The 20639-nt window shown below is 67.1% G+C and carries 20 protein-coding genes; 13 read left to right on the top strand and 7 right to left on the bottom strand.

Going from position 1 to position 20639, the window contains the following annotated elements; all coding sequences use genetic code 11:
* Positions 1–137 precede the first annotated feature (137 nt).
* Positions 138–371: a hypothetical protein gene (locus V5F68_RS02920; protein ID WP_394014546.1), complete on the top strand. Its 234-nt coding sequence runs from the start codon at positions 138–140 to the stop codon at positions 369–371.
* Positions 372–460: 89 nt separating this feature from the next.
* Here V5F68_RS02920 and V5F68_RS02915 read toward each other — a convergent pair whose 3' ends face one another.
* Complete coding sequence (locus V5F68_RS02915; protein WP_394014547.1) at positions 461–1321, bottom strand: DUF2189 domain-containing protein; 861 nt, start codon at positions 1319–1321, stop codon at positions 461–463.
* A 150-nt stretch (positions 1322–1471) separates the two neighbouring features.
* Entirely contained in the window at positions 1472–1741 is a 270-nt protein-coding gene (locus V5F68_RS02910; protein ID WP_394014549.1) for a DUF2934 domain-containing protein, read from the bottom strand.
* Between the two features lie 246 nt (positions 1742–1987).
* Between V5F68_RS02910 and V5F68_RS02905 the strand changes: the two genes are divergently transcribed.
* The gene (locus V5F68_RS02905) at positions 1988–2494 is read left to right on the top strand and encodes a YciE/YciF ferroxidase family protein (RefSeq protein ID WP_394014550.1); all 507 of its coding nucleotides are present in this window, start codon (positions 1988–1990) and stop codon (positions 2492–2494) included.
* Positions 2495–2603: 109 nt separating this feature from the next.
* Here V5F68_RS02905 and V5F68_RS02900 read toward each other — a convergent pair whose 3' ends face one another.
* The 5 genes from V5F68_RS02900 to V5F68_RS02880 all read right to left on the bottom strand — a co-directional run bounded on the left by V5F68_RS02900 (position 2604) and on the right by V5F68_RS02880 (position 7224).
* Complete coding sequence (locus tag V5F68_RS02900; RefSeq protein WP_394014551.1) at positions 2604–3524, bottom strand: alpha/beta fold hydrolase; 921 nt, start codon at positions 3522–3524, stop codon at positions 2604–2606.
* Entirely contained in the window at positions 3512–4120 is a 609-nt protein-coding gene (gene leuD / locus V5F68_RS02895; RefSeq protein ID WP_394100483.1) for a 3-isopropylmalate dehydratase small subunit, read from the bottom strand. The genes V5F68_RS02900 and leuD overlap by 13 nt, the downstream gene beginning before the upstream one ends.
* Positions 4117–5571: a 3-isopropylmalate dehydratase large subunit gene (leuC, locus tag V5F68_RS02890; protein ID WP_394014553.1), complete on the bottom strand. Its 1455-nt coding sequence runs from the start codon at positions 5569–5571 to the stop codon at positions 4117–4119. The genes leuD and leuC overlap by 4 nt, the downstream gene beginning before the upstream one ends.
* 84 nt (positions 5572–5655) lie before the next feature.
* Complete coding sequence (locus tag V5F68_RS02885; protein ID WP_394014554.1) at positions 5656–6432, bottom strand: SDR family oxidoreductase; 777 nt, start codon at positions 6430–6432, stop codon at positions 5656–5658.
* Positions 6433–6486: 54 nt separating this feature from the next.
* The gene (locus tag V5F68_RS02880; RefSeq protein WP_394014555.1) at positions 6487–7224 is read right to left on the bottom strand and encodes a GntR family transcriptional regulator; all 738 of its coding nucleotides are present in this window, start codon (positions 7222–7224) and stop codon (positions 6487–6489) included.
* Positions 7225–7370: 146 nt separating this feature from the next.
* Between V5F68_RS02880 and V5F68_RS02875 the strand changes: the two genes are divergently transcribed.
* From V5F68_RS02875 to V5F68_RS02825, 11 genes are all read left to right on the top strand, one after another.
* Positions 7371–8648, top strand: coding sequence for an ABC transporter substrate-binding protein (locus V5F68_RS02875; protein WP_394014556.1), 1278 nt, complete (start codon positions 7371–7373; stop codon positions 8646–8648).
* A 357-nt stretch (positions 8649–9005) separates the two neighbouring features.
* Complete coding sequence (locus V5F68_RS02870) at positions 9006–9887, top strand: branched-chain amino acid ABC transporter permease (protein WP_394014557.1); 882 nt, start codon at positions 9006–9008, stop codon at positions 9885–9887.
* Positions 9888–9966: 79 nt separating this feature from the next.
* Positions 9967–12492 (top strand): branched-chain amino acid ABC transporter ATP-binding protein/permease, encoded by a 2526-nt coding sequence (locus tag V5F68_RS02865; protein WP_394014558.1) that lies wholly within the window; start codon positions 9967–9969, stop codon positions 12490–12492.
* A gap of 206 nt (positions 12493–12698) precedes the next feature.
* Positions 12699–13646 (top strand): 3-hydroxyacyl-CoA dehydrogenase, encoded by a 948-nt coding sequence (locus tag V5F68_RS02860; protein WP_394014559.1) that lies wholly within the window; start codon positions 12699–12701, stop codon positions 13644–13646.
* Between the two features lie 70 nt (positions 13647–13716).
* Positions 13717–14673 (top strand): 3,5-dioxohexanoate:acetyl-CoA acetone transferase, encoded by a 957-nt coding sequence (gene kce / locus V5F68_RS02855; RefSeq protein WP_394014560.1) that lies wholly within the window; start codon positions 13717–13719, stop codon positions 14671–14673.
* Between the two features lie 244 nt (positions 14674–14917).
* On the top strand, positions 14918–16198 hold the full coding sequence (locus V5F68_RS02850; protein ID WP_394014561.1) for an ABC transporter substrate-binding protein: 1281 nt from the start codon (positions 14918–14920) through the stop codon (positions 16196–16198).
* Positions 16199–16534: 336 nt separating this feature from the next.
* Positions 16535–17419: a branched-chain amino acid ABC transporter permease gene (locus V5F68_RS02845; RefSeq protein ID WP_394014563.1), complete on the top strand. Its 885-nt coding sequence runs from the start codon at positions 16535–16537 to the stop codon at positions 17417–17419.
* An 8-nt stretch (positions 17420–17427) separates the two neighbouring features.
* Positions 17428–18462 carry a branched-chain amino acid ABC transporter permease gene (locus V5F68_RS02840; protein WP_394014564.1) on the top strand — a complete coding sequence of 345 codons (1035 nt, stop codon included), beginning with the start codon at positions 17428–17430 and terminating at the stop codon, positions 18460–18462.
* Complete coding sequence (locus V5F68_RS02835) at positions 18459–19202, top strand: ABC transporter ATP-binding protein (protein WP_394014565.1); 744 nt, start codon at positions 18459–18461, stop codon at positions 19200–19202. The genes V5F68_RS02840 and V5F68_RS02835 overlap by 4 nt, the downstream gene beginning before the upstream one ends.
* On the top strand, positions 19183–19899 hold the full coding sequence (locus tag V5F68_RS02830; protein WP_394014566.1) for an ABC transporter ATP-binding protein: 717 nt from the start codon (positions 19183–19185) through the stop codon (positions 19897–19899). Before V5F68_RS02835 ends, V5F68_RS02830 begins: the two co-directional genes overlap by 20 nt.
* Positions 19900–19936: 37 nt before the next feature.
* Entirely contained in the window at positions 19937–20632 is a 696-nt protein-coding gene (locus tag V5F68_RS02825) for an SDR family NAD(P)-dependent oxidoreductase (RefSeq protein ID WP_394014567.1), read from the top strand.
* Positions 20633–20639 lie beyond the last annotated feature (7 nt).

Below are 20639 nucleotides of genomic sequence, written 5' to 3'. Positions count from 1 at the left end.
AATAAAGCATGGGGGGATGGAGGCAACCGACATTTTCGCGCGCCGCCGGGGTTCTTTGCCGAACGACCGGACAGCGCGCGGCGGAAGCCGCACCGAGAGATGCCCGCGCCACGGCGCGGCATGCAGGAGATGGGTACATGCAGGAGAAGGTAAAGGGCCGCCACACGCTGACCGTGATGAGCGCGACCCTGTTCGTGGCCTGCCAGACCGTGGCTTCGGCGATCGCCGCGGGCTGGGCACTGGGCGGGCTCTTCAACCTCGGCAATATCGGCGAATATGTGCTGATGGCCCTGTTCACGATCCCGGCGCTCTATCTCACGCTGATCTACGCGCGCAAAGCCGCCCAGGCCGAGGCTGTCGCCCCTTACTGAGGGCCTCCCCGCCCGCGGCGGGGGACCAGCTTCCCGCCGGAGGCGGGGCTGCGCGCCGCATCACCCGCGCGCGGCGTGCTATGGGCCGTTCAGCGCACCGCCTTGCGATAGAGATGCCAGGTGGCGTGGCCGAGCACCGGCATCACCACGATCAGCCCGATCAGCCCCGGCAAGGCGCCGAGCAGCAGCAATGCGGCGACGATCAGGCCCCACGCGAGCATGGGCAGCGGATTGAGCAGCACCGCATCGACCGAGGTGCGGATCGCCGTGACCATCGACACGCGGCGGTCGATCAGCAGCGGAAACGACACGACGGAAATGGTGAGGACCACCACCGCGAACACCGCGCCCACGGATACGCCGAAGATGATCAGCGCCCACCCGGCGGGCGTGGTGAACACCGCGCGCGCGAAATCCGCGAGCGAGGCCGGCATCTGCGGGCCGAGGGTGGCGTAATAGATCGCCATGGCGGCCACCAGCCAGAGGCCGAAGATGAGCGTGAGCAGCACGCCGAGTTCCAGCATCGGCGCCAGCGCGGGCGAGGCGAACACTTTGAAGCCGTCGCGCCAGGAGAGCGGCAGCCCCTGTTCGCGCCGCCGGCTCATCTCATAGAGCCCGGCCGCCGCGAACGGGCCAATGAGGGCGAAGCCCGACACCAGCGGAAACAGCAGCGGCCACATGCCGTAGCCGAGCGCGATCCGCGCCAGCACCAGCCCGGCCAGCGGATAGATGACGCAGATGAAGACGATATCGGTGCGGCAGGCGCCAAAATCGCCGACGCCGCGCCGCAGGGCCTCCCCGAGATCGGCGAAGGTGATGCGGCGCACGCGCGGCATCGGCGTGCCGATCGCCTCCTCGGGTGGCGCGAACGCGGCCCCCGCCGCCCGCGCGGCGTTGAAGGTGAACCGAACTTGGTCGGCACTCCATTCTACTGGATTGCGGATCGTCATGGTGCTTCCTCCCGATGATTTATCGGGACGTCGCAGAGCCGGGGTAAAGCGCAAGCTGCGCAAGGCCACGAACCACGCCGCGACACCCGTTTGAGAAGAAGTGTACGCTTCGCACCACGGCTTGTCAGTTCAACTTCTTCTGGCGCGTCGCTATCGGCGCGCGGGCCCCCTGCGGGGCGATTCCATCTCGCCCTGGTCGGTCAGGGTCGGAAACTCCCCCTGGTTATCGAGGGCGATTGTGGAATCCTCCACCTGCTCCTGCGCGTCGCCCACCGGCTTGGTGGTGGAAAGATAATTCTCCTGCTGCGCCACTAGTTCGCGGGCCATGTCCCAATGCACCGCCTCGCGCCCGTCCGGGCGCCCTTCATCCAGCCAGATCTGATAGGCTTTCTGGCGAATCTTGTCCTGCTCTTCGTCCATGCGCGTGACCTCCTGCGTTCGGCATCAGAACTTGCGGGCGGCACGGCATGTTCCCGGCATTATTGCTACGGCCAAGAACGTTGATATCGGGCACATTTACTGCAACGCTTGCATTTAAATCATACAAATTGCTTGGGTATAGCTTGAAAATTCGCACAATTTCGGAACAACGCGGGGGGCGCGGGGTTGAGGGGGCAGCGGGCGCAGCGGCGTCCGACGACAAATCCCACCAGCGAGGACCGCATCATGGGCTTCTTCTCCAAAGACATTCAGACCTTCGACGACCTGTTCGTGCACACCCTGCGCGACATCTATTATGCCGAGAAGCGCATCCTGAAAGCGCTGCCCGACATGATCGAAAAGGCCAGCGATCCGCAGCTGAAGGCCACCTTCCAGGCCCATCTCAAGGAGACCGAGGGCCATGTGAAGCGCGTGGAGGAAGTCTTCTCCATGCACGGCGCCGAGGCCAAGACGGTCACCTGCCCGGCGATCGACGGCATCCTCAAGGAAGCCGATGAAATCGCGGGCGAAGTCGAGGACACCGAAGTGCTCGACGCCGCGCTCGCCGCCGCCGCGCAGGCGGTGGAGCATTACGAGATGACCCGCTACGGCACGCTCATCGCCTGGGCCAAGCGCCTCGGCCGCGCGGACTGCGCGAGCGTGCTCCAGCGCAATCTCGACGAGGAAAAGGCGGCGGACAAGAAGCTGACCTCCATCGCGGAATCCAAGCTTAACATTCGCGCGGCGGAATAAGCCGTGCTGCGTGCTGGCGGCCCGTCCGCCGGCACCGGGCCATCACTCGCGCCGTGCCTACCCGCGTATTGGGCAAGAGTTTTGCCCGGCCCGGGCGGCACGGCCGCGTTCAGGCCAGGAAGGCCAGCACCTCGTCCAGCGTCTCGCGCGGGCATTCCTCCTGGGGCGTGTGCCCGCAGGGCATCGCGCGGCCGCGCACGTCGTCCGCCTTCTCGCGCCAGGTTTCCAGCACATCATAGAGCGCACCCACCGTGCCGAGGCCGCCCCACAAGGCGAGCAGCGGGACTTTGATGCGCTTTTCCGCGTCCGCGGCATCGTGGTCGAGATCGATGGTGGCGGCGGCGCGATAATCCTCGCAGATGGCGTGGATGGTCTGCGGCGTGTAGCAGCGCAGATATTCGGCGAAAGCCGCCGGCTCCGTGGCGCCGGAAATCTTGATCTGCGCGGCGATGTGCTCGTTCAAAAAGTATTCGCGGTCATTGCCGATCATGCGTTCCGGCAAGGGAAAGCGCTGGATCAGGAAGAACCACCAGAAATAGCGTGTGGCAAACGCCTTGTCGGTGCGCGCATACATGGTAGAGGTGGGGGCGATGTCGAACAGGGCGAGGCGCTCGACCGCGTCGGGAAAATCCAGCGCCATGCGGTGCGCCACCCGCGCGCCCCGGTCGTGCGCCACCACTGCGAAACGATCGAAGCCGAAGCGGCGCATCAGCGCGATCTGGTCCTTCGCCATCTCGCGCTTGGAATAGGCCTTGTGATTCTCCCCACCCTCGGGCTTGGAACTGTCGCCATAGCCGCGCAAATCGGCGGCAATCACGGTGTGGGTGCGCGCCAGCTCCGGCGCGATCTTGCGCCAGGTCACATGGGTCTGGGGATGCCCGTGGAGCAGCAGCAGCGGCGGACCATCGCCCGCCTTGGCGGCACGGAGCGTGATGCCGCCGCCCACGTTCACGTCCAGCAGCTCGAACCCCTCCATGAGGGGTGCCGGGCCGAGGGAAACGATGTCGGCAGTCTCGCTCAGGCCAGCCATGGATTCCCCTTGAGATAGGCGGTTTCGAAGGCGGCGATGTCGTCGCGCGCTTGCAAGGTGGTGCCGATGGCGTCCAGGCCGAGAACCAGCGCCTCCTTGCGTGTCGCCTCGATTTCGAAGCGCAGCGAAGGCCCGCTGGCGGAGATGGTCTGGTTCGGCAGGTCGATGACAATGCGGCAGGTTTCGGGGTCGCTCGCGCGCGCCGAGAGCGCGGCCACGTCTTCCGCCGGCAGGGTGATCGCGAGCAGGCCGTTGCGCGCGCAATTGTCGAAGAAGATGCCGGCGAACGAGGTGCCGATCAGCGCGCGGATGCCGTTCTGCGAGAGCCCCCACACCGCATGCTCGCGGCTCGACCCGCAGCCGAAATTCTCGCCCACCACGATGAACGCCGCCTCCCGCCAGGGATCGCGATTGAGCACGAAATCCGCGCGCGGCGCGCCGTCGGGCCCATAGCGCAAGGCGGCGAAGGTGCCCTCCTTCAGGCCGGAGCGGTCGACGCCCTTCAGGAATTGCTTGGGCATGATGACGTCGGTATCGACATTGGCCGCCGGCAGCGGCGCGGCGATGCCCTCGACCCGTGTGAAAGGCTGCATCATTCGGCTCCGAGATAGGGGCGCGGATCGCAGATGCGGCCCGCGAGCGCCGCCGCCGCGACCATGGCCGGGCTCATGAGATGGGTGCGGCCGCCCGCGCCCTGGCGCCCCTCGAAATTGCGGTTGGTGCTGGAGGCGCAGCGTTCCCCCGCGCCCAACACGTCGTCATTCATGGCGAGACACATGGAGCAGCCGGACTGGCGCCATTCGAAGCCGGCATCGGCGAAGATGCGGTCCAGCCCCTCTTCTTCCGCCTGCCGCTTCACCGCGCTCGATCCCGGCACCACCATAGCCCGTACGCCGGGCGCGACCGTACGGCCGCGCACCACGCAAGCCGCGTCGCGCAGATCCTCGATGCGGGCATTGGTGCAGGAGCCGATGAAGGCCCGCTGGATGGCGATCTCCTCCAGCGCCGTGCCGGGGGTAAGGCCCATATAGGCCAGCGCCCGTTCCATGTCGCGCCGCCGGTCGGGATCGGCCTCCAGGGCCGGGTCTGGCACCTGCCCGCCGACGGGTGCGGCCTGATCCGGGCTGGTGCCCCAGGTCACCATGGGCGCGATGGCGGCGGCATCGATGCGCACCTCGCGGTCGAACACCGCGTCGGCATCGCTCGAAAGCTCCCGCCAGCGGGAAACCGCCATGTCCCACACTTCACCCTTGGGCGCGCGCGGGCGATCCTTGAGATAGGCGAAGACGGTCTCGTCCGGTGCGATGAGGGCGCCGCGCGCGCCGCATTCCACCGCCATGTTGCAGAGGGTCATGCGGCCTTCCATGCTGAGCGCGGAAATGGCCTCGCCGGCAAATTCCACCGCGGAACCGGTGGCCCCGGAGGCGCCGATATCGCGGATCAGCGCCATCACGATGTCCTTCGCCCGCACCCCCGGCCCGAGGCGGCCGGACACCGTGACGCGCAGGGATTTCAGGCGCTGGTAGACCAGGGTCTGGGTCGCCAGATAATGCTCGATGTCGGACGTGCCGATGCCGAAGCCGAGCGTGCCGAACGCGCCGTAGGTGGTGGTGTGGCTGTCGCCGGCGGCGATCACCAGGCCCGGCAGCACGAGGCCGATCTCGGGCATCACCACATGCTCGATCCCCTGCTGGGGATGCAGCACATCGAACAATTCGATGCCGAAGTCCCGGCAGTTCTCGGCGAAATAGACCGCTTGGCGCTGCGCGTCGTCATCCGGCATCCGGGCGGTGCGGGCGCTGGCGGTGGAATTGACATGGTCCACCGTGCCGAGCGCCGCCTTGGGGCGCCACAGCGGGCGGCCCGCCTGGCGCAGGCCGGTGAAGGCCTGCGGGCTGGTGTATTCGTTGAGCACCGTGCGGTCGATATAGAGCAGCACCTGCCGCCCGTCCGCATCGAGGCGGCGGACGGTGTGGGAATCCACCAGCTTGTCATAGAGGGTTCTGGCCAAGGTGCGCTCTCGCTCTCCTGCGTCGGCGGCGATCATGCATCCGATCGCCGCCCGGCGGTGATGCAAACTGCGCATGAATGCGTGCGCGAACCGGCATACAGGCCGGCATCCGCGCCCGCGCTACACCAGCATCTGCATGTCGCCGTCGATGGCGATCGCCTGGCCAGAGATGGTCGCGCCGAGCGGAGAGGCGAGGAACACCGCCATGTTGGCGAGATGCTGCGGCGGGATCAGGCATTTCAGCGAGGTGGCGGAAAGCGCCATGGCCTGCACCTCGGCCATGGAGAGATTGCGCTCGCGCGCCTTGTTCTCGAACACCGAGCGGATGCGCGGGCCATCCACCGAGCCGGGCAAAATGGCGTTGGCGCGGATGCCGAACTCGCCCAGTTCCATGGACAGCGACTTGATGAAGCCGATTACCCCCCATTTTGCCGCCGCATAGGGCGAGCGCAGCGGAAAGCCGAACCGCCCGGCGGCCGACGACAGGCCGATGATGGAGGCGTTCTTGCTCGCCTTTAGCGCCGGCACCGCGAGGCGCGTCACGTTGAAATGGCCAGTGATGTCCACCGCCAGCGTGCGGTCCCAATCGGCGGGGTCGATCTGGTCCACGCGGCCCGTGGGCCCGGCGATGCCGGCGTTGTTCACCAGCACATCGAGCCCGCCGAGGCGCGCCAGGGCGCCGTCCATGAACACCTGCACGCCGGCGCGGTCGGAAACGTCGCAATAGCTGCCGGTCAGGTCGGGATCGCTCTGCGGGAGAGCGGCGAGCGCGGCCTTGTCCACGTCGCACACTTCCACCCGCGCGCCCTCGCGAGCGAAGGCGCGGGCGATCTCCAGGCCGATGCCTCCGGCCCCGGCCGTCACGATGGTGCGCAGGCCGGCAATTCCCATGTCCATGGCGTCTCTCCCTCGGCGTTTCGCCGTTCTTGATTGGGTCCGCGCGGCGCCGGTTCAGTCCGGCAGGATGCCGCGCGAGAGGATGAAGTCTCCGGCGCTCCAGATGTCCGCCAGCAGCGCCTCGCGCGCCGCCGTGCCGTCGCGCCGGCGCATGGCCTCGACCAGGGCGGCGTGGTGGATATGCGCCTCGCCCTCGCGCACGCGCTCCGGCCCGGCCTGGAAATCGAGGTTCAGCACCGGGCCGATCTGCAGCCACAAGCTCTCGATCATGGTGAACAGGGTCGGCAGGCGGGCGGCACGATAGAGCGCGAAATGCAAATCCTTGTTGAAATGCATGGCGGCGGCGCCGTCGGGCCGGGGCTTGTCGCGCTCGGCGGCGAACGCGCGCTCGCAGCGGATGATCTCGTCCAGGTCCGCATCGGTGGCATTCACCGCAGCGGTCTCGGCCGCAAGGCCTTCCAGGCTGGAGCGGATGAGGCGCAATTCCTCGAACCGCGCCCGCGACATGAGCGGCACACGCACGGCGCGGTTGGGCAGCACCTCCAGCGCATTCTCGGCCGCAAGGCGCGAGACCGCCTCGCGCACTGGCATCGCGCTGGTGCCAATCGCGCCCGCGAGCCCGCGCAGCGTGAACCGCTCGCCCGGCGCGGCGCGCCCCGCCAGCAGCAATTCCTTGAGGTCGCGATAGACCGTGTCCGCCAGCGTGACGCGGACGATGCGGCCCATGCGGGTGCCGAGCGTTTCGTCGCTTGCCGGAGCGGGGTCGTCGGCGGGGAGAGGCTTGTGTTCCATCACCATCGTCTGCTAAGTGTGATCACAGATAACAGATTGCCGCGTCAATCGGCAACACTTCCGTCGTCGGATGCAAGGAGGACCCGCCCGCCAGGCGTCAACCTCCTGCGGTTCCCGGCGCGGAGCCATAGGGAAGAAACAACGCCATGACCGAAAAGCCCCATCCCGCCACGATTCTGTCTGCGCCTCTCCCCCGCCGCCGGGTCCTCCAGGGCCTCGGGGCCGCCGCCCTCGTGGGCGGCGTCGGCATGCCCGCCATCGTCAAAGCGCAGGCCGACACCATCACCTTCGGCCACCTCACCCCGCTCACCGGCTTTCTGGGTCCGCTCGGCGCCTATGGGCAGATGGGCGTGCAGCTCGCGGTGGAAGAGATCAACGCCGCCGGCGGCGTGAACGGCCGCAAGATCAATCTGATCATGGAAGACAGCGTCAATCCCGCCACCGCCTCCTCCAAGGCCGAGCGCTATATCGAGCGCGACAAGGCGGCGGTGATCATCGGCGAGATTTCCTCCGCCTCCTGCCTCGCCATCGCCCAGGTGGCCGCGCGCAACAAGATCGTGTTCGTCAACACCGGCGGCAATTCGGACGCCCTGCGCGGCAAGGATTGCAACCGCTACATGTTCCATGTGGAAGGCGCCAACACCCAATATGTGAAGGCGGTGGGCGCGGCGATGCTGCGCGACGGCCTGATCAAGGGCAAGAAGCTGTTCTTCCTCACCGCCGACTACGCCTTCGGCCACGACCTCTCCCGCGTCGCCAAGCTCTACATCAACGCCAATGGCGGCGAGGTGATCGCCGACGAGCTGGTGCCCACCGACGCCTCGGATTTCTCGGCCTATATGCTGAAGATCCGCCAGATGAAGCCGGACGTGGTGATCTCCAACCTCGCGGGCAATCAGATCACCAATTTCATCAAGCAATATGCCGAATTCGGCCTGCCCTTCCCGTTCGGCGGCTTCGGCTTCGACACCGCCGTGGCCTGGGGCGCCGGCAAGGGCAATTTCGGCGGCGTGTGGCCGTGCATCTGGCACCACGACGTGGATGCCGCCTCCTCCAAGGCGTTCGTCGCCGCGTTCGTGAAGAAGTACGGCAAGCCGCCGGAAAACCAGGCCTGGGGCGATTACGTCGCCACCAAGACGGTCGCCCGCGCCATGAACGAGACCAAGAGCACCGACAGCGCGCAGATCATCGGCTTCTTCGAGAAGGAGCCCAAGCTCGACATCCTGAAGGGCCGCGAGGGCTATTACCGGGCGTGGGATCACCAGCTGATCCAGGAGATGTACACCATCACCGCCAAGCCCGTGGCCCAAGTGAAGGACCAGTGGGACCTGATGGTGCTCGGCAAGGCGGTGCCGGCGGCCAATGACGCGCTCGACGTGATCGCGCCGACGCCGGCGGAAAACGCCTGCTCGTTCCCGGTCTGAGACCGGCCCGCCGCCTGCCCGATGAATTCCCTCTCCCGCGTGCGGGGGAGGGTTCGGGTGGGAGCAAGGGCGGTCCCCCGCGCGCGGCCCTCCCGCGCTTCGCTCGGCCCTCTTCCCCCTCCCCCGCACGCGGGAGAGGGAGCCTGCTCGGGGAGATCGGAACCGCCGCCCTCGCTCGCAAACCGCCCTGTCCCCTCTCCCGCTTGCGGGGGAGGGTCAGGGAGAGGCAAGGCGCCGGGCACAGCCCCGCAAGGCGCGCACGACGGAACCGGGTGCCCCCTCCCCAGCCCTCCCCCGAACGCGGGGAGGGAGCTTCTCGCTTCGGCCGAATACATCGCCCTCAGGACGAAGATCGCCATGCCTCTCGAACTCGTCTTCCTCATCGAGCAATTGCTCAACGGACTTCTGGTGGGCGTCGCCTATCTGCTGATCGCGCTCGGCCTCTCGCTGATCTTCTCGCTCGGCGGCATCGTGAATCTCGCCCATGGCGGCTTCTATGCCATCGGCGCCTATATCGCCGTGGAGGTGGGCAATCGCTTCGGCTTTCCCGCCGCCTTCGTGGCCGCGCCGCTCAGCGTGGCGCTGATCGGCGTGGTGATCGAGCGGGTGCTGTTCTCGCGCTTCTACCGGGCCGATCCGATCCTCTCTTTGCTGCTCACCTTCGGCCTCGCCATGGTGATCGAACAGGCGCTGCGGATGATCTTCGGCGCCACGCCGATCCCGTTCGCGATTCCCCAATTCCTGCGCGGACAGGTGTTCATCGGCGACTTCATCTATTCGCGTTACCGCCTCGCCATCCTGCTGGTGGCCATGGCCGCCGTGCTCGGCCTGTGGCTGCTGCTCCAGCGCACCGCCTTCGGCCGTGTGGTGCGGGCCGGGGTGCAGAACCCCGACATGGTTGGCGCGCTCGGCATCTCGCTGCGGCCGTACCTCACGGCGGTCGCCGCCATCGGCATCGGCCTCGCCGGGCTCGCGGGCGTAATGCTCGCCCCCATCTCCGGCGTGCACCCGGCCATGGGCGCGGAAATCCTCACCGCTTCGTTCGTGGTGGTGGTCATCGGCGGCCTCGGCTCGTTCTGGGGCGTGGTGGCGGCGGGGCTGCTGGTGGGCGTGGTGCGCGGGCTGACGGTCTATTTCCTGCCGCCGGCCGCCGAGGCCTCCATGTACATGCTGATGCTGCTGGTGCTGCTGGTCCGCCCGCGCGGGCTGTTCGGCGAACGCATCCTGCGCTTCGAGTGAGGCGGCCGCGATGCACCAGCCCGTGAGCCGCCGCGACACCGCAATCCCCGCCTCCGCCGACCCAGCGAAAGGGAGCGCAATGCTCGCCCGGAACGCCAATCTCCTGATCGCCGCAGCGGGCCTTCTCCTCCTGCCCTATGTCGTCACGGCCTTCGGCCTGACGCTGACCTCCGCCACCGACATCGTGGTGCTGGCGCTCGCCTGCATGGCGCTGAACCTGCTGGTGGGCTACACCGGCCTCGTCTCATTCGGCCACGGCGCATGGTTCGGCCTCGGCGCCTATGCGGCGGCGCTGCTCCAGCGCCACGTGTTTCCTGAATCCGGCATGATCCTGGTGGTGCCGGCGGCGCTGCTGGTGACGCTGGCCGCCATCCCCATCGGCTTCGTGGTACTGCGCCGGCGCGGCGTGTATTTCTCGCTGCTCACCCTCGCCTTCACCGCTTTGCTCTACACCGTCGCCTTCCGCTGGACCGACCTGACCGGCGGCGAGAACGGGCTCGGCGGCGTGAAGCGCGGTGCCGCCTTCGGGCTTGATCTGGAACGGGCCTGGCCGTTCTATGTGGTGGTGGCGCTGGTCACGCTCATCGCGGTCTACGGCCTCCAGCGGTTCGTGCGCTCGCCCATGGGCGCGGTGCTGGTGGCGATCCGCGAGAACGAGCAGCGGGCCCGCTTCATCGGCTATGACACGACCCTCTACAAGGTCGCCTGCTTCGTGCTCTCGGCCGGGCTCACGGCGCTCGCCGGCGGGCTCATGGTGTTTCACCATCGCTTTGCCTCGGCCGACCCGGTGAGCATCGCCTTTTCCGGCGAACTGCTGGCCATGGTGGTGATCGGCGGCATGCGGTCGTTCCTCGGCCCGGCGCTGGGCGCGCTGTTCTTCGTGCTGTTCCGCGAATTCCTCTCCATGTGGACGCCCAACTGGCTGTTCTATTTCGGCCTGCTGTTCGTCGCCTTCATCGTGTTCTCGCCCACCGGGCTGGTTGGGGTGGCGGGCCGCCTGCTGGCGCCGCTGCTGAAGAAACGCGAGCAAGGCTCGGCCATGGGCGCGCGCACGGGGGCCGAATTGCGTCCCCTGCCCTCATCCCTGCGCAGCCAGCCGCGCTGGAGCGGTGCCGGGGCGCTGCTGGAGGCGAAGGACCTCGCCCGCGCGTTCGGCGGCATCAAGGCGGTGCGCTCCGGCGCGGTGGCCGTGAAGGACCGCACGCTGCATGCCCTGATCGGCCCCAACGGCGCCGGCAAGACCACCGCCTTCAACCTGATCTCCGGCATGTTCCGCCCGGATTCCGGCGAGATCCGCCTGGCGGGCGAGCGCATCGACGGGCTGCCGCCCCACAAGGTGTGCGCCAAGGGGCTGGCGCGCTCGTTCCAGATCACCAATCTGTTTCCCACCCTCTCGGTGCACGAGAATTTGCGCCTCGGCGTGCAGGCGACCCACAAGCGCCGGTTCGATCCTTGGACCGACATCGCCGACATTCCCGACATCCACCACGAGACCGGCGAGATGGTCGCCTTCCTCGGCGTCTCCGGCATGGAGCATGCGGAGGCCGGCGCGCTCTCCTATGGCGGCCAGCGGCTGCTGGACATGGGGCTGGCGCTCACCTCGCGGCCGCGCGTGCTGCTGCTGGACGAGCCTTTGGCCGGCCTTGCCGCGGCAGAGCGCACACGGGTGTCCAACCTCATCAAGCAGATTTCCGGCGAGGTGCCGGTGCTGCTGGTGGAACACGACATCGACCGGGTGTTCGAATTGGCCGACGCGGTCACCGTCATGGCCGACGGCGCGGTGCTGGTGGACGGCACTGTGGAGGACGCGCGCTCCGACAAGCGCGTGCAGGACGTCTATATCGGCTCCGGCGCGGCGGCGCTGGCCTCCCGCGACCTCGCCACGGCGGCGACCGACACCGTCATGCTGGAACTGTCGAAGGTGGATGCCTTCTACGGCAAGAGCCGCATTCTCACCGAAGTGTCCATGGTGGCGCGCGAGGGCGAGATCGTCGCCTTGCTGGGCCGCAACGGCGCCGGCAAGTCCACCTTGCTGAAGACCATCGTCGGCATCGTGAAGCCCGCTTCCGGCTCGGTGCGCCTCGCGGGCGAGGAACTGGCCGGCCTCTCCTCCGCCGCCATCGCGCGACACGGGGTCGGCTATGTGCCCCAGGGCCGGGCGCTGTTCCACGGCATGAGCGTGCGCCACAATCTGGAGCTGGGGCGCCTGAAGCGCATCACGGGGGCGGGCCGCCACTTCTCGGAAGAAGAAGTGCTCGACCTGTTCCCGCGCCTGAAGGTGCGCCTGGATACGGCGGCCGACCTGCTCTCCGGCGGCGAGCAGCAGATGGTGGCGGTCGCCCGCGCGCTCATGGGCGACACCCGCGTGCTGCTGCTGGATGAGCCGTTCGAGGGGCTCTCGCCGGCGGTGACCGAGGAATTGTTCGACGCCTTCGACCGGCTGCGCCACCAGCTCTCCCTGGTGATCGTCGACCACCATCTCGACGTGGTGCTGAATCTCGCCGACCGCGCGGTGGTGCTGGAGCGCGGGCAGGTGATGCACGAAGGCCCCGCCCGCCCGCTGGCGCGCGACCTCGACCTGCGGCGCAAGGTGCTGTGGTTGTGAGGGATGTTTGGCGAGGCGGGCCGTGATTTCCCCCCCACCCTTCCCCCGCACGCGGGAGAGGGAGCGCTGGGACTTACGGAACCACCTCCTCGCCCGCACCACCCTTGTCCCCTCTCCCGCGTGCGGGGGGCTGGGGATGGGGCAGGCTGAGGAGAGGAAAGCGCCGCGTCCGACCGCTTTGATCGACACGTACTGAAAGGCCATCCATGACCAAGATCGCCATCATCGGCTCCGGCTTCATCGGCCGCGCCTGGGCCATCACCTTCGCCCGCGCCGGGTTCGAGGTGGCGCTCGCCGACCAGGCCCAAGGCGCGCCCGAGGCGGCGCTCGGCTATATCGACGGCGTCCTGCCTTCGCTCGCGGAAAACGGCCTGCTGAACGGCGATACGCCCGCCGTCGTGCGCGCGCGCCTTTCCGCCGCGCCCTCCTATGCGGCGGCGTTGGACGGCGCCGTGCATGCGCAGGAGAACGCGCCCGAGGTGCTGGACGTGAAGCGCGCTTTGTTCGCGGAACTGGACCGCCTCGCGGCGCCGCACACCGTGCTCGCCTCCTCCACCTCGGCGCTCCTGCCCTCGGCCTTTTCCGAACACTTGAAGGGCCGCGAACGGGTGTGCGTGTGCCATCCCATCAACCCGCCCTATCTGATCCCGGCGGTGGAAGTGGTGCCCGCGCCCTGGACCAGCGCCGAGACCATGACCCGCGCCGCCGATCTCATGCGCGCCGCTGGCCAGGCGCCCATCGTCATGAAAACCGAGCTGGACGGCTTCGTGATGAACCGCATGCAGGGCGCCCTGCTGGAAGAGGCGTTCCGCCTGGTGGCGGAAGGCTATGCCAGCGTGGAGGACATCGACGTCGGCATCCGCGAGGGGCTGGCGCTGCGCTGGTCGTTTATGGGGCCGTTCGAGACCATCGACCTCAACGCGCCCGGCGGCGTCGCCGATTATGCGGCGCGCTACCAGCAGATCTACGAGCGCATCTCGCCCAGCCAATGGCACCGGGTGGACTGGAACGGGCCTGTGATGGCGCAGGTGCTCGCCGAGCGCCGCGCGCGCCTGCCGCAAGACCAGCTCGCCGAGCGGCAGGTGTGGCGCGACCGCCGGCTGATGGCGCTCGCTGCCCACAAGCGCAAGGCCGACGCCGATATCGGCGCGTGACGCGCGCCCAAGAAATCTCCTCTGAATTTCTTCTGAATTCTTCTGAATTCTTTCAGGAAAGGCTGACTTCATGGCTGAGACGAAGACCCCCGCCGCCACCGGACCGCGCAAGGTGGTGATCACCTGCGCCGTCACGGGCGCGATCCACACCCCCACCATGTCGCCCCATCTGCCCATCACGCCGGACGAGATCGTCGCCGACGCGCTGGCCGCGGCGGAAGCGGGCGCCGCGATCCTGCACCTGCACGCGCGCAATCCCGAAACCGGGCAGCCGGACCAGACGCCGGAAGCCTTCGGCCGGTTCCTGCCGCGCATCAAGCAGGCGACCAATGCGGTCATCAACATCACCTCTGGCGGCAGCCCCTATATGAAGGTGGAAGAACGGGTTCTGCCCGCCGCCACGTTCAAGCCGGAAGTCGCCTCGCTCAACATGGGCTCGATGAATTTCGGCCTGTTCCATTTGCTCGACAAGTATCCGGAGTTCAAGTTCGACTGGGAGCGCACCCATCTGGAAAACACGCGGGACCTCGTCTTCCGCAATACGTTCAAGGATATCGAATATATCCTCCAGACTTGCTACGATAACGGCACCCGCTTCGAGTTCGAATGCTACGACATCGGGCATCTCTACAATCTCGCCCATTTCCTTGAGCGGGGCCTCGTGAAGCCGCCTTTGTTCGTGCAGTCGGTGTTCGGGCTGCTGGGCGGCATCGGCCCGCACCCGGAAGACGTCATGCACATGAAGCGCACCTGCGACCGGCTGTTCGGCGATCAATATCGCTGGTCGGTGCTGGGCGCGGGGCGCCACCAATTGCCGATCGCCGGCATGTCCGCCTCCATGGGCGGCAACGTGCGGGTGGGGCTTGAGGATTCGCTCTGGGCCGGGCGCGGCAAGCTTGCCACGTCCAATGCCGACCAGGTGAAGCTGGCGCGCAAGATCATCGAGGGCCTGGGCCTGGAGATCGCCACCCCCGACGAGGCCCGGCAGATCCTGCAATTGAAGGGCGCCGACAAGACCAACATCTGAACCGACATCGGGAACGGCCGCGCGAGCCGTTCCCGGGCGGGCCGCGTGTCTCCCGGCCGGCCCCGCCCCGTGCCCCTTCCCTGGCCTCCGCCGCGCGACCTGGCGCCGGGGACCAGGAATCCCCAATCCTCCCAAACCCCTTCCCGCCCGGCAGCTTGACAGGCTTGCGGCAAAACATGATATATCATGCATACTAATAAGAAGGTCGGCCCCGCCGGGAACGATCATGCATCTGGGAGGAAAAATGCTCACCTTGTCATCATCCAAGGCATGGGGCTTTGCCGCTGCCCTGTTGGCCGGCGCCGCCTTCGCGCCCGCGGCCGGCCATGCCCAGGCGCCGGCGCAGAAGCCGGCCGAGGTCACCATCGGCTTCGTCCTTCCGCTCTCCGGCGGCTCCGCCACCATCGGCAACCAGACCAAGATGGGCGCGCAGGTCGCGGCCGACCAGATCAATGAAAGCGGCGGCATCGCCTCCATGGGCGGCGCCAAGCTGAAGCTGATCTTCGCCGACAGCCAGTCCAAGCCCGACATCGGCGCCTCCGAGACCGAGCGGCTGATCCAGCGCGAGAACGTCTCGCTGCTCGTCGGCGCCTATAACAGCGCCGTCACCTTCCCCGCCTCCGAGGTCGCCGAGCGCTACAAGACGCCCTGGATCGTGACCGGCGCGGTGAAGGACGAAATCACCGAGCGCGGCTTCAAATACGTGTTCCGCCCCAACAACAAGGCCACCTACGACGCGCGCGAGCAGCTCGACGCCATCGATCTCCTCAAGAAGGAGAGCGGACAGGGCCCGAAGACCATCGGCCTGTTCTATGAAGGCTCCGACTGGGGCCGCTCGCACGTGGCGAACATCAAGAAGTTCGCCAAGGAACGCGGCTACGAGGTCACGCTCGACGAGAGCTTCCCGCCCAACCAGGTGGACTTCACCGCGCAGCTGCTGAAGATCCGCGCCTCCAAGCCCGACGCGCTGATCGTCGTGGCCTATACGCCGGACCATATCCTGTTTACGCGCCAGTATTTCGAAAACAAGATCAATATTCCCTACGGCATCCACTCGGTTGGCGGCGGCTCGGAAGACCCGTCCTATTATAAGGCCGTGCCGCAGAAGGCCGTAGACTATCTGTTCGTGCAGGAAGACTGGCAGATCGACCGCCTGAAGACCGACAAGGACCCGAAAGTGCTCGACGCCAACACCCGCTTCAAGACGCTGGCCGGCTACGACATCAACTCCTATGGCGCCCAGGGCGTCTCCAACCTGTACATCATCAAGGACGTGCTGGAGCGCGCCGCCTCGGCCGATCGCGAGAAGATCCGCGATGCGCTGGCCGCCACGGACATCACCTCCGGCATGCCGCTGATCGTCGGCTACCAGCGCATCAAGTTCGACGACCAGGGGCAGAACACCTTCGCGCACGGGGTGATCTCCGAGAATATCGGTGGCGAACGCCTCACCGTGTGGCCGCTGGAAAACCGCGCCGCCACCACCAAGCCGGTGTGGCCCGTGCCGGACTGGTCCAAGCGCTGACCCCCGCCTGAACGGCGGGGCCGCAGGGTCCCGCCGGTCTTTTTGCATGATGCCCCTTTGCCGAGAGCAAGGCTGGCACGAGGCAAGCCGGATCTCCCCCCCAACCCTCCCCCGCAAGCGGGAGAGGGAGCGCGCGAGACTAATCGTCGACCCTTTCGCCCGCCGATGCTGCACGGGTTCTTGCTTGGGCGTGCGGGTGAGGACTGCATCCGTCCCCTCTCCCGTGTGCGGGGGAGGGCCAGGAAGGGGAAGCGAAGCGAAGGCCGCACGCCCCCGGCCTTCGCCCAAAGCAACGCCTCATCCCGCCGACCAAATGACCTTACGGGAGTTTGATATATGGATCTGTTGACCCTCTCGTTCGCGGTCATCAACGGGCTTTTGATCGGCGGCATCTATGGCGGGGTGGCGCTGGGACTGAGCCTGATCTTCGGCGTCATGCGGGTGATCAATTTCGCCCATGGCTCGTTCCTGATGCTGGCCATGTATTGCTCCTATCTGCTGTGGGCGAGCCTCGGCCTGCATCCTTATGTGAGCATTCTCGCCACCGTGCCGTTCCTGTTCGTGGTGGGCTATTTCGTGCAGGGCGTGGTGATCTCGCCGCTGTTCAAGCGCGAGCGCGCCCTGGTGGTGGAGCCCACGAGCGCGCTGCTGCTCACCGCCGGCGTCTATCTGGTGGTGGACAATATCGTGCTCATGGCCTTCGGGCCGGACGTGCGCTCGGTGGCTGTCGACATCACCTATGAATCCATCTTCGTCGCCGGCCTGCCCATCAATCTCGCCCGCCTTGTCGGATTTTTGGCCGCCATCGTGGTGGCGGCGGCGCTGTCCTTCTGGCTGAAGCATTCGGAGATGGGCCGGGCGATCCGCGCCACCGCGCAGAACCGCGATGCCGCTTCGCTCTCCGGCATCAATGTGCAGAGGGTCTACAACGTCACCTTCGGCCTCGGCTGCGCGGTGCTCGGCCTGTTCGGCGCGCTGCTGGTGCCGTTCTTCTCCATCACGCCGAACATCGGCCTGTCGTTCGGCATCAAGTCGTTCCTGGTGGTGGTGCTGGGCGGCATCGGCTCGATCCCCGGCTCGATCCTCGGCGGCCTGCTGCTGGGCGTGTTCGAATCCGTCGCCTCGCAATTCGTCACGGCGACCTCGGCCGCGATCTTCTCGTTCGGCCTGTTCATCGCGATCCTGCTGCTGCGGCCGGCCGGCCTCATGGGCCGGGCCTGAGGTTTCCCATGCGCACCAAAATCACCTTCGTCCTCGGCCTGCCGCTGCTGGCGCTCGCCCTCGCGATCCCGCTGTTCGTGACCGACAGCTACATCCTGCATTCCATGGCGATGGTCCTGTTCTTCGCCTATATGGCTTCGTCCTGGAACTTCGTGTGCGGCTATGTGGGCCAGCTCTCGCTCGGCCATTCAGCCTTCGCCGGGGTGGCGGGCTATGTGACCGTGCTGCTGTTCACCCAGCTCGGCCTTACGCCCTGGATCGGCATGCTGGCGGGCGGGGCGTTCGCGGCCCTGCTCTCGGTGCCGGTGGGCTATGCCACCTTCCGCCTGAAAGGGCCCTATTTCACGCTGACCACCATCGCGTTCGCGGAAATCCTGCGCATCTGGCTGGAGAATACCGACGATTTTCTCGGCATTCCGCTGAAGGGCGCGCAGGGGCTCACCGTGCCGCCGGTGGGGGGCTCGAATTTCCTCGCCTTTCAGTTCGACGGCAAGGTGCCCTATTATTACATCATCCTCGCCATGCTGGTGGGCGTGATGGCGGCGACCGCCTTGATGGAGCGCTCGCGCCTCGGCTTTTATCTCAAAGCCATTCGCGGCGACCGCGACGGGGCGGAGGCGCTGGGCGTCGATCCCACCCGCTACAGCCTGACCGCGCTCGCCATCAGCGCCTTCCTCACCGGGCTCGGCGGCGCCTATTACGCGCAGCTGTTCCGCTACATCAATCCCGAGCGGAACATGGGCATCGATCTGTCCATCGACATGGCCATCATGACCATTGTCGGCGGCCAGGGCACCATCCTCGGGCCGACGCTCGGCGCGCTGCTGCTGCATCCCATCGGCGAGATGGTGCGCGCCACCATCGGCGGCAGCTTCCTCGGCCTGCATCTCATCCTGTACGGCATCATGCTGATGCTGGCGGTGATCTATTTTCCGAAGGGCATCATCGTGCCGCTGCAACGCCTGCTGGACGGCCGCAAGGCCAAGCCGGCGACAGGCCGCAAGGGCGTGAAGGCCGACGCGCTGGAGGGCAAGGGGCAATGAGCGCGACGCAAAAAATCCTGGAAGTGAAGGGCATCTCCAAAAGGTTCGGCGGCGTGCAGGCGGTCTCCACCTTGTCCTTCCACCTGAACCAGGGCGAGATCCTCGGCCTGCTCGGCCCCAACGGCGCGGGCAAGACCACGGCCTTCAACATGATCGCCGGCGCGATCCGCTCGGACACCGGCGAAATCCTGTTTGAGGGACGCAGCCTCGCCAATCTCAAGCCGTGGGACATCTGCCGCCTCGGCATCGCGCGCACCTTCCAGCTCTCCAAGCCGTTCGGCGGGCTCAGCGTGCTGGAGAATGTGATGGTCGGCAGCTTCGTGCGCACGTCGGCAGAGGCGGAAGCCCGCGCCGAGGCGCAGAAGGTGGTGGACTTCCTCGACATGGGCGCAAAGGCCCACACCGACGCCGACGACCTCACCGCCTTCGACCGCCGCAAGCTGGAACTGGGCCGCGCGCTCGCCACCAAGCCGCGCCTGCTTTTGATGGACGAGGTGGTGGCTGGCGCCACCCCCAACGAGGCCGGCGAGATGGTGCATCTGGTGCGCAAGGTGCGCGACCTCGGCATCACCATTCTGATCGTGGAGCATGTGATGAAGGTCATCATGGGCCTGTCGGACCGGGTGATCGTGCTCGACTACGGCAAGCTGATCGCCGACGGCCCGCCCAAGGACGTGGTGCGCCAGCCGGACGTCCTCAAAGCCTATTTCGGAGAGCGCTATGTCGACGCCCGCGCTTGAGGTCCGCGATCTGTGGTCCGGCTATGGCGACCAGGACGTGCTGCGCGGCATCAATTTGGTGCTGGAGCCGCGCACCATCGTCGCTTTGATCGGCGCCAACGGCGCCGGCAAGTCCACCTTGCTGCGCACCCTCTCCGGCCTGCTGCGGCCGCACCGGGGCGAGGCGAAGCTCTATGGCGAAAGCATCTTCTGCCTCCCGCCCCACAAGGTGGTGGAAAGCGGCTTCGTGCAGTCGCCCGAGGGCAAGCAATTGTTCCTCGGCATGTCGATCCGCGAGAACCTGCTGGTGGGGGCGCAGAACAAGCGCGCCCGCGCGCGCCGCGACCAGACGCTGGAGGAAGTGTTCGAGCTGTTCCCCATCCTGCGCGAGCGCCAGGCGCTGAACGCCTCCACCCTCTCGGGCGGGCAGCAGCAGATGGTGGCGGTGGGCCGTGCGCTCATGGCCCTGCCGCGCGTGCTGGCGCTGGACGAGCCCTCGCTCGGCCTCGCCCCCATCATGGTGGATCGCCTGTTCGAGAGCATCGCCAAGATCAAGGAGCGCGATCTCACGATCCTGATCATTGAGCAGAACGTATTCCAGGTGTTGGAAATGGCCGATTACGGCTATGTGCTTGAGAACGGCGTCATGACGCTGAGCGGCACCGGGGCGGAACTCCTCGCGGACGACCATCTGCGCGCCAGCTATCTCGGCCTGTGACGGCCGCCAGAAAGAGACACAGGGACGGAGACCTTTCGTGAGCAGCACCAAGATCGCCATCGTCACCGGGGGCGGCACCGGCATCGGCCGCGCCGTCGCGGAACGCCTTGTTGAGTCGGGCTACACGCCGCTCGCCGTCGGCCGCGACAAGGATGCGGATTTCGCGCTCGACTTCGCCGAGCTGGACGTGACCGACGCCGCCGCCATCGCCGCGCTGGCGGTGCGCTATTCCGAGGTGTCGGCGGTGGTGAATTGCGCCGGCATGATCCTGCACGACATGAAGGAATTCGAGCCGGAGGGCTTCCGCCGGGTGCTCGACGTCAACCTCACCGGCTCCCATCTCGTCACCATGGCGTTCCGCAAGGCGCTCGCGGCGGCGGGCGGCAGCGTGGTGAACATCGCCTCCATGTGGAGCTATTTCGGCTCCGGGCGGAACCCGGCCTATGCCTCGTCCAAGGGCGCGGTGGTGCAGCTCACGCGCTCGCTGGCGGTGGCGCTGGCGCCGGAAAAGATCCGCGTGAATGCGGTGGCGCCGGGCTGGATCGAAACCCGCCTCTCGGCCGGCGCCCTGCAGAATCCCGAGCGCGCGGCGCCCATCATGGCGCGCATTCCCATGCAGCGCTGGGGTTCGCCGGCCGATGTGGCGGAAGTGGTGAACTTCCTGCTCTCTCCGGCGGCGGGCTATGTGACCGGCGCGATCATTCCGGTGGACGGTGGCTACGGCATCGCCTGAGGGTTTT

The sequence above is a fragment of the Roseixanthobacter pseudopolyaromaticivorans genome (assembly GCF_043195145.2).
Lineage (GTDB): Bacteria > Pseudomonadota > Alphaproteobacteria > Rhizobiales > Xanthobacteraceae > NCEH01.
The sequence above is the reverse complement of the archived record's forward strand: the minus strand, read 5'-3'. Positions and strand labels throughout refer to the sequence as shown.

Bases quoted from the DNA above. Each gene is read 5' to 3' on its own strand.
- V5F68_RS02920 (WP_394014546.1), top strand. From the start codon at position 138: ATGCAGGAGAAGGTAAAGGGCCGCCACACGCTGACCGTGATGAGCGCG.
- V5F68_RS02915 (WP_394014547.1), bottom strand. From the start codon at position 1,321: ATGACGATCCGCAATCCAGTAGAATGGAGTGCCGACCAAGTTCGGTTC.
- V5F68_RS02910 (WP_394014549.1), bottom strand. From the start codon at position 1,741: ATGGACGAAGAGCAGGACAAGATTCGCCAGAAAGCCTATCAGATCTGG.
- V5F68_RS02905 (WP_394014550.1), top strand. From the start codon at position 1,988: ATGGGCTTCTTCTCCAAAGACATTCAGACCTTCGACGACCTGTTCGTG.
- V5F68_RS02900 (WP_394014551.1), bottom strand. From the start codon at position 3,524: ATGGCTGGCCTGAGCGAGACTGCCGACATCGTTTCCCTCGGCCCGGCA.
- leuD (WP_394100483.1), bottom strand. From the start codon at position 4,120: ATGATGCAGCCTTTCACACGGGTCGAGGGCATCGCCGCGCCGCTGCCG.
- leuC (WP_394014553.1), bottom strand. From the start codon at position 5,571: ATGATCGCCGCCGACGCAGGAGAGCGAGAGCGCACCTTGGCCAGAACC.
- V5F68_RS02885 (WP_394014554.1), bottom strand. From the start codon at position 6,432: ATGGACATGGGAATTGCCGGCCTGCGCACCATCGTGACGGCCGGGGCC.
- V5F68_RS02880 (WP_394014555.1), bottom strand. From the start codon at position 7,224: ATGGAACACAAGCCTCTCCCCGCCGACGACCCCGCTCCGGCAAGCGAC.
- V5F68_RS02875 (WP_394014556.1), top strand. From the start codon at position 7,371: ATGACCGAAAAGCCCCATCCCGCCACGATTCTGTCTGCGCCTCTCCCC.
- V5F68_RS02870 (WP_394014557.1), top strand. From the start codon at position 9,006: ATGCCTCTCGAACTCGTCTTCCTCATCGAGCAATTGCTCAACGGACTT.
- V5F68_RS02865 (WP_394014558.1), top strand. From the start codon at position 9,967: ATGCTCGCCCGGAACGCCAATCTCCTGATCGCCGCAGCGGGCCTTCTC.
- V5F68_RS02860 (WP_394014559.1), top strand. From the start codon at position 12,699: ATGACCAAGATCGCCATCATCGGCTCCGGCTTCATCGGCCGCGCCTGG.
- kce (WP_394014560.1), top strand. From the start codon at position 13,717: ATGGCTGAGACGAAGACCCCCGCCGCCACCGGACCGCGCAAGGTGGTG.
- V5F68_RS02850 (WP_394014561.1), top strand. From the start codon at position 14,918: ATGCTCACCTTGTCATCATCCAAGGCATGGGGCTTTGCCGCTGCCCTG.
- V5F68_RS02845 (WP_394014563.1), top strand. From the start codon at position 16,535: ATGGATCTGTTGACCCTCTCGTTCGCGGTCATCAACGGGCTTTTGATC.
- V5F68_RS02840 (WP_394014564.1), top strand. From the start codon at position 17,428: ATGCGCACCAAAATCACCTTCGTCCTCGGCCTGCCGCTGCTGGCGCTC.
- V5F68_RS02835 (WP_394014565.1), top strand. From the start codon at position 18,459: ATGAGCGCGACGCAAAAAATCCTGGAAGTGAAGGGCATCTCCAAAAGG.
- V5F68_RS02830 (WP_394014566.1), top strand. From the start codon at position 19,183: ATGTCGACGCCCGCGCTTGAGGTCCGCGATCTGTGGTCCGGCTATGGC.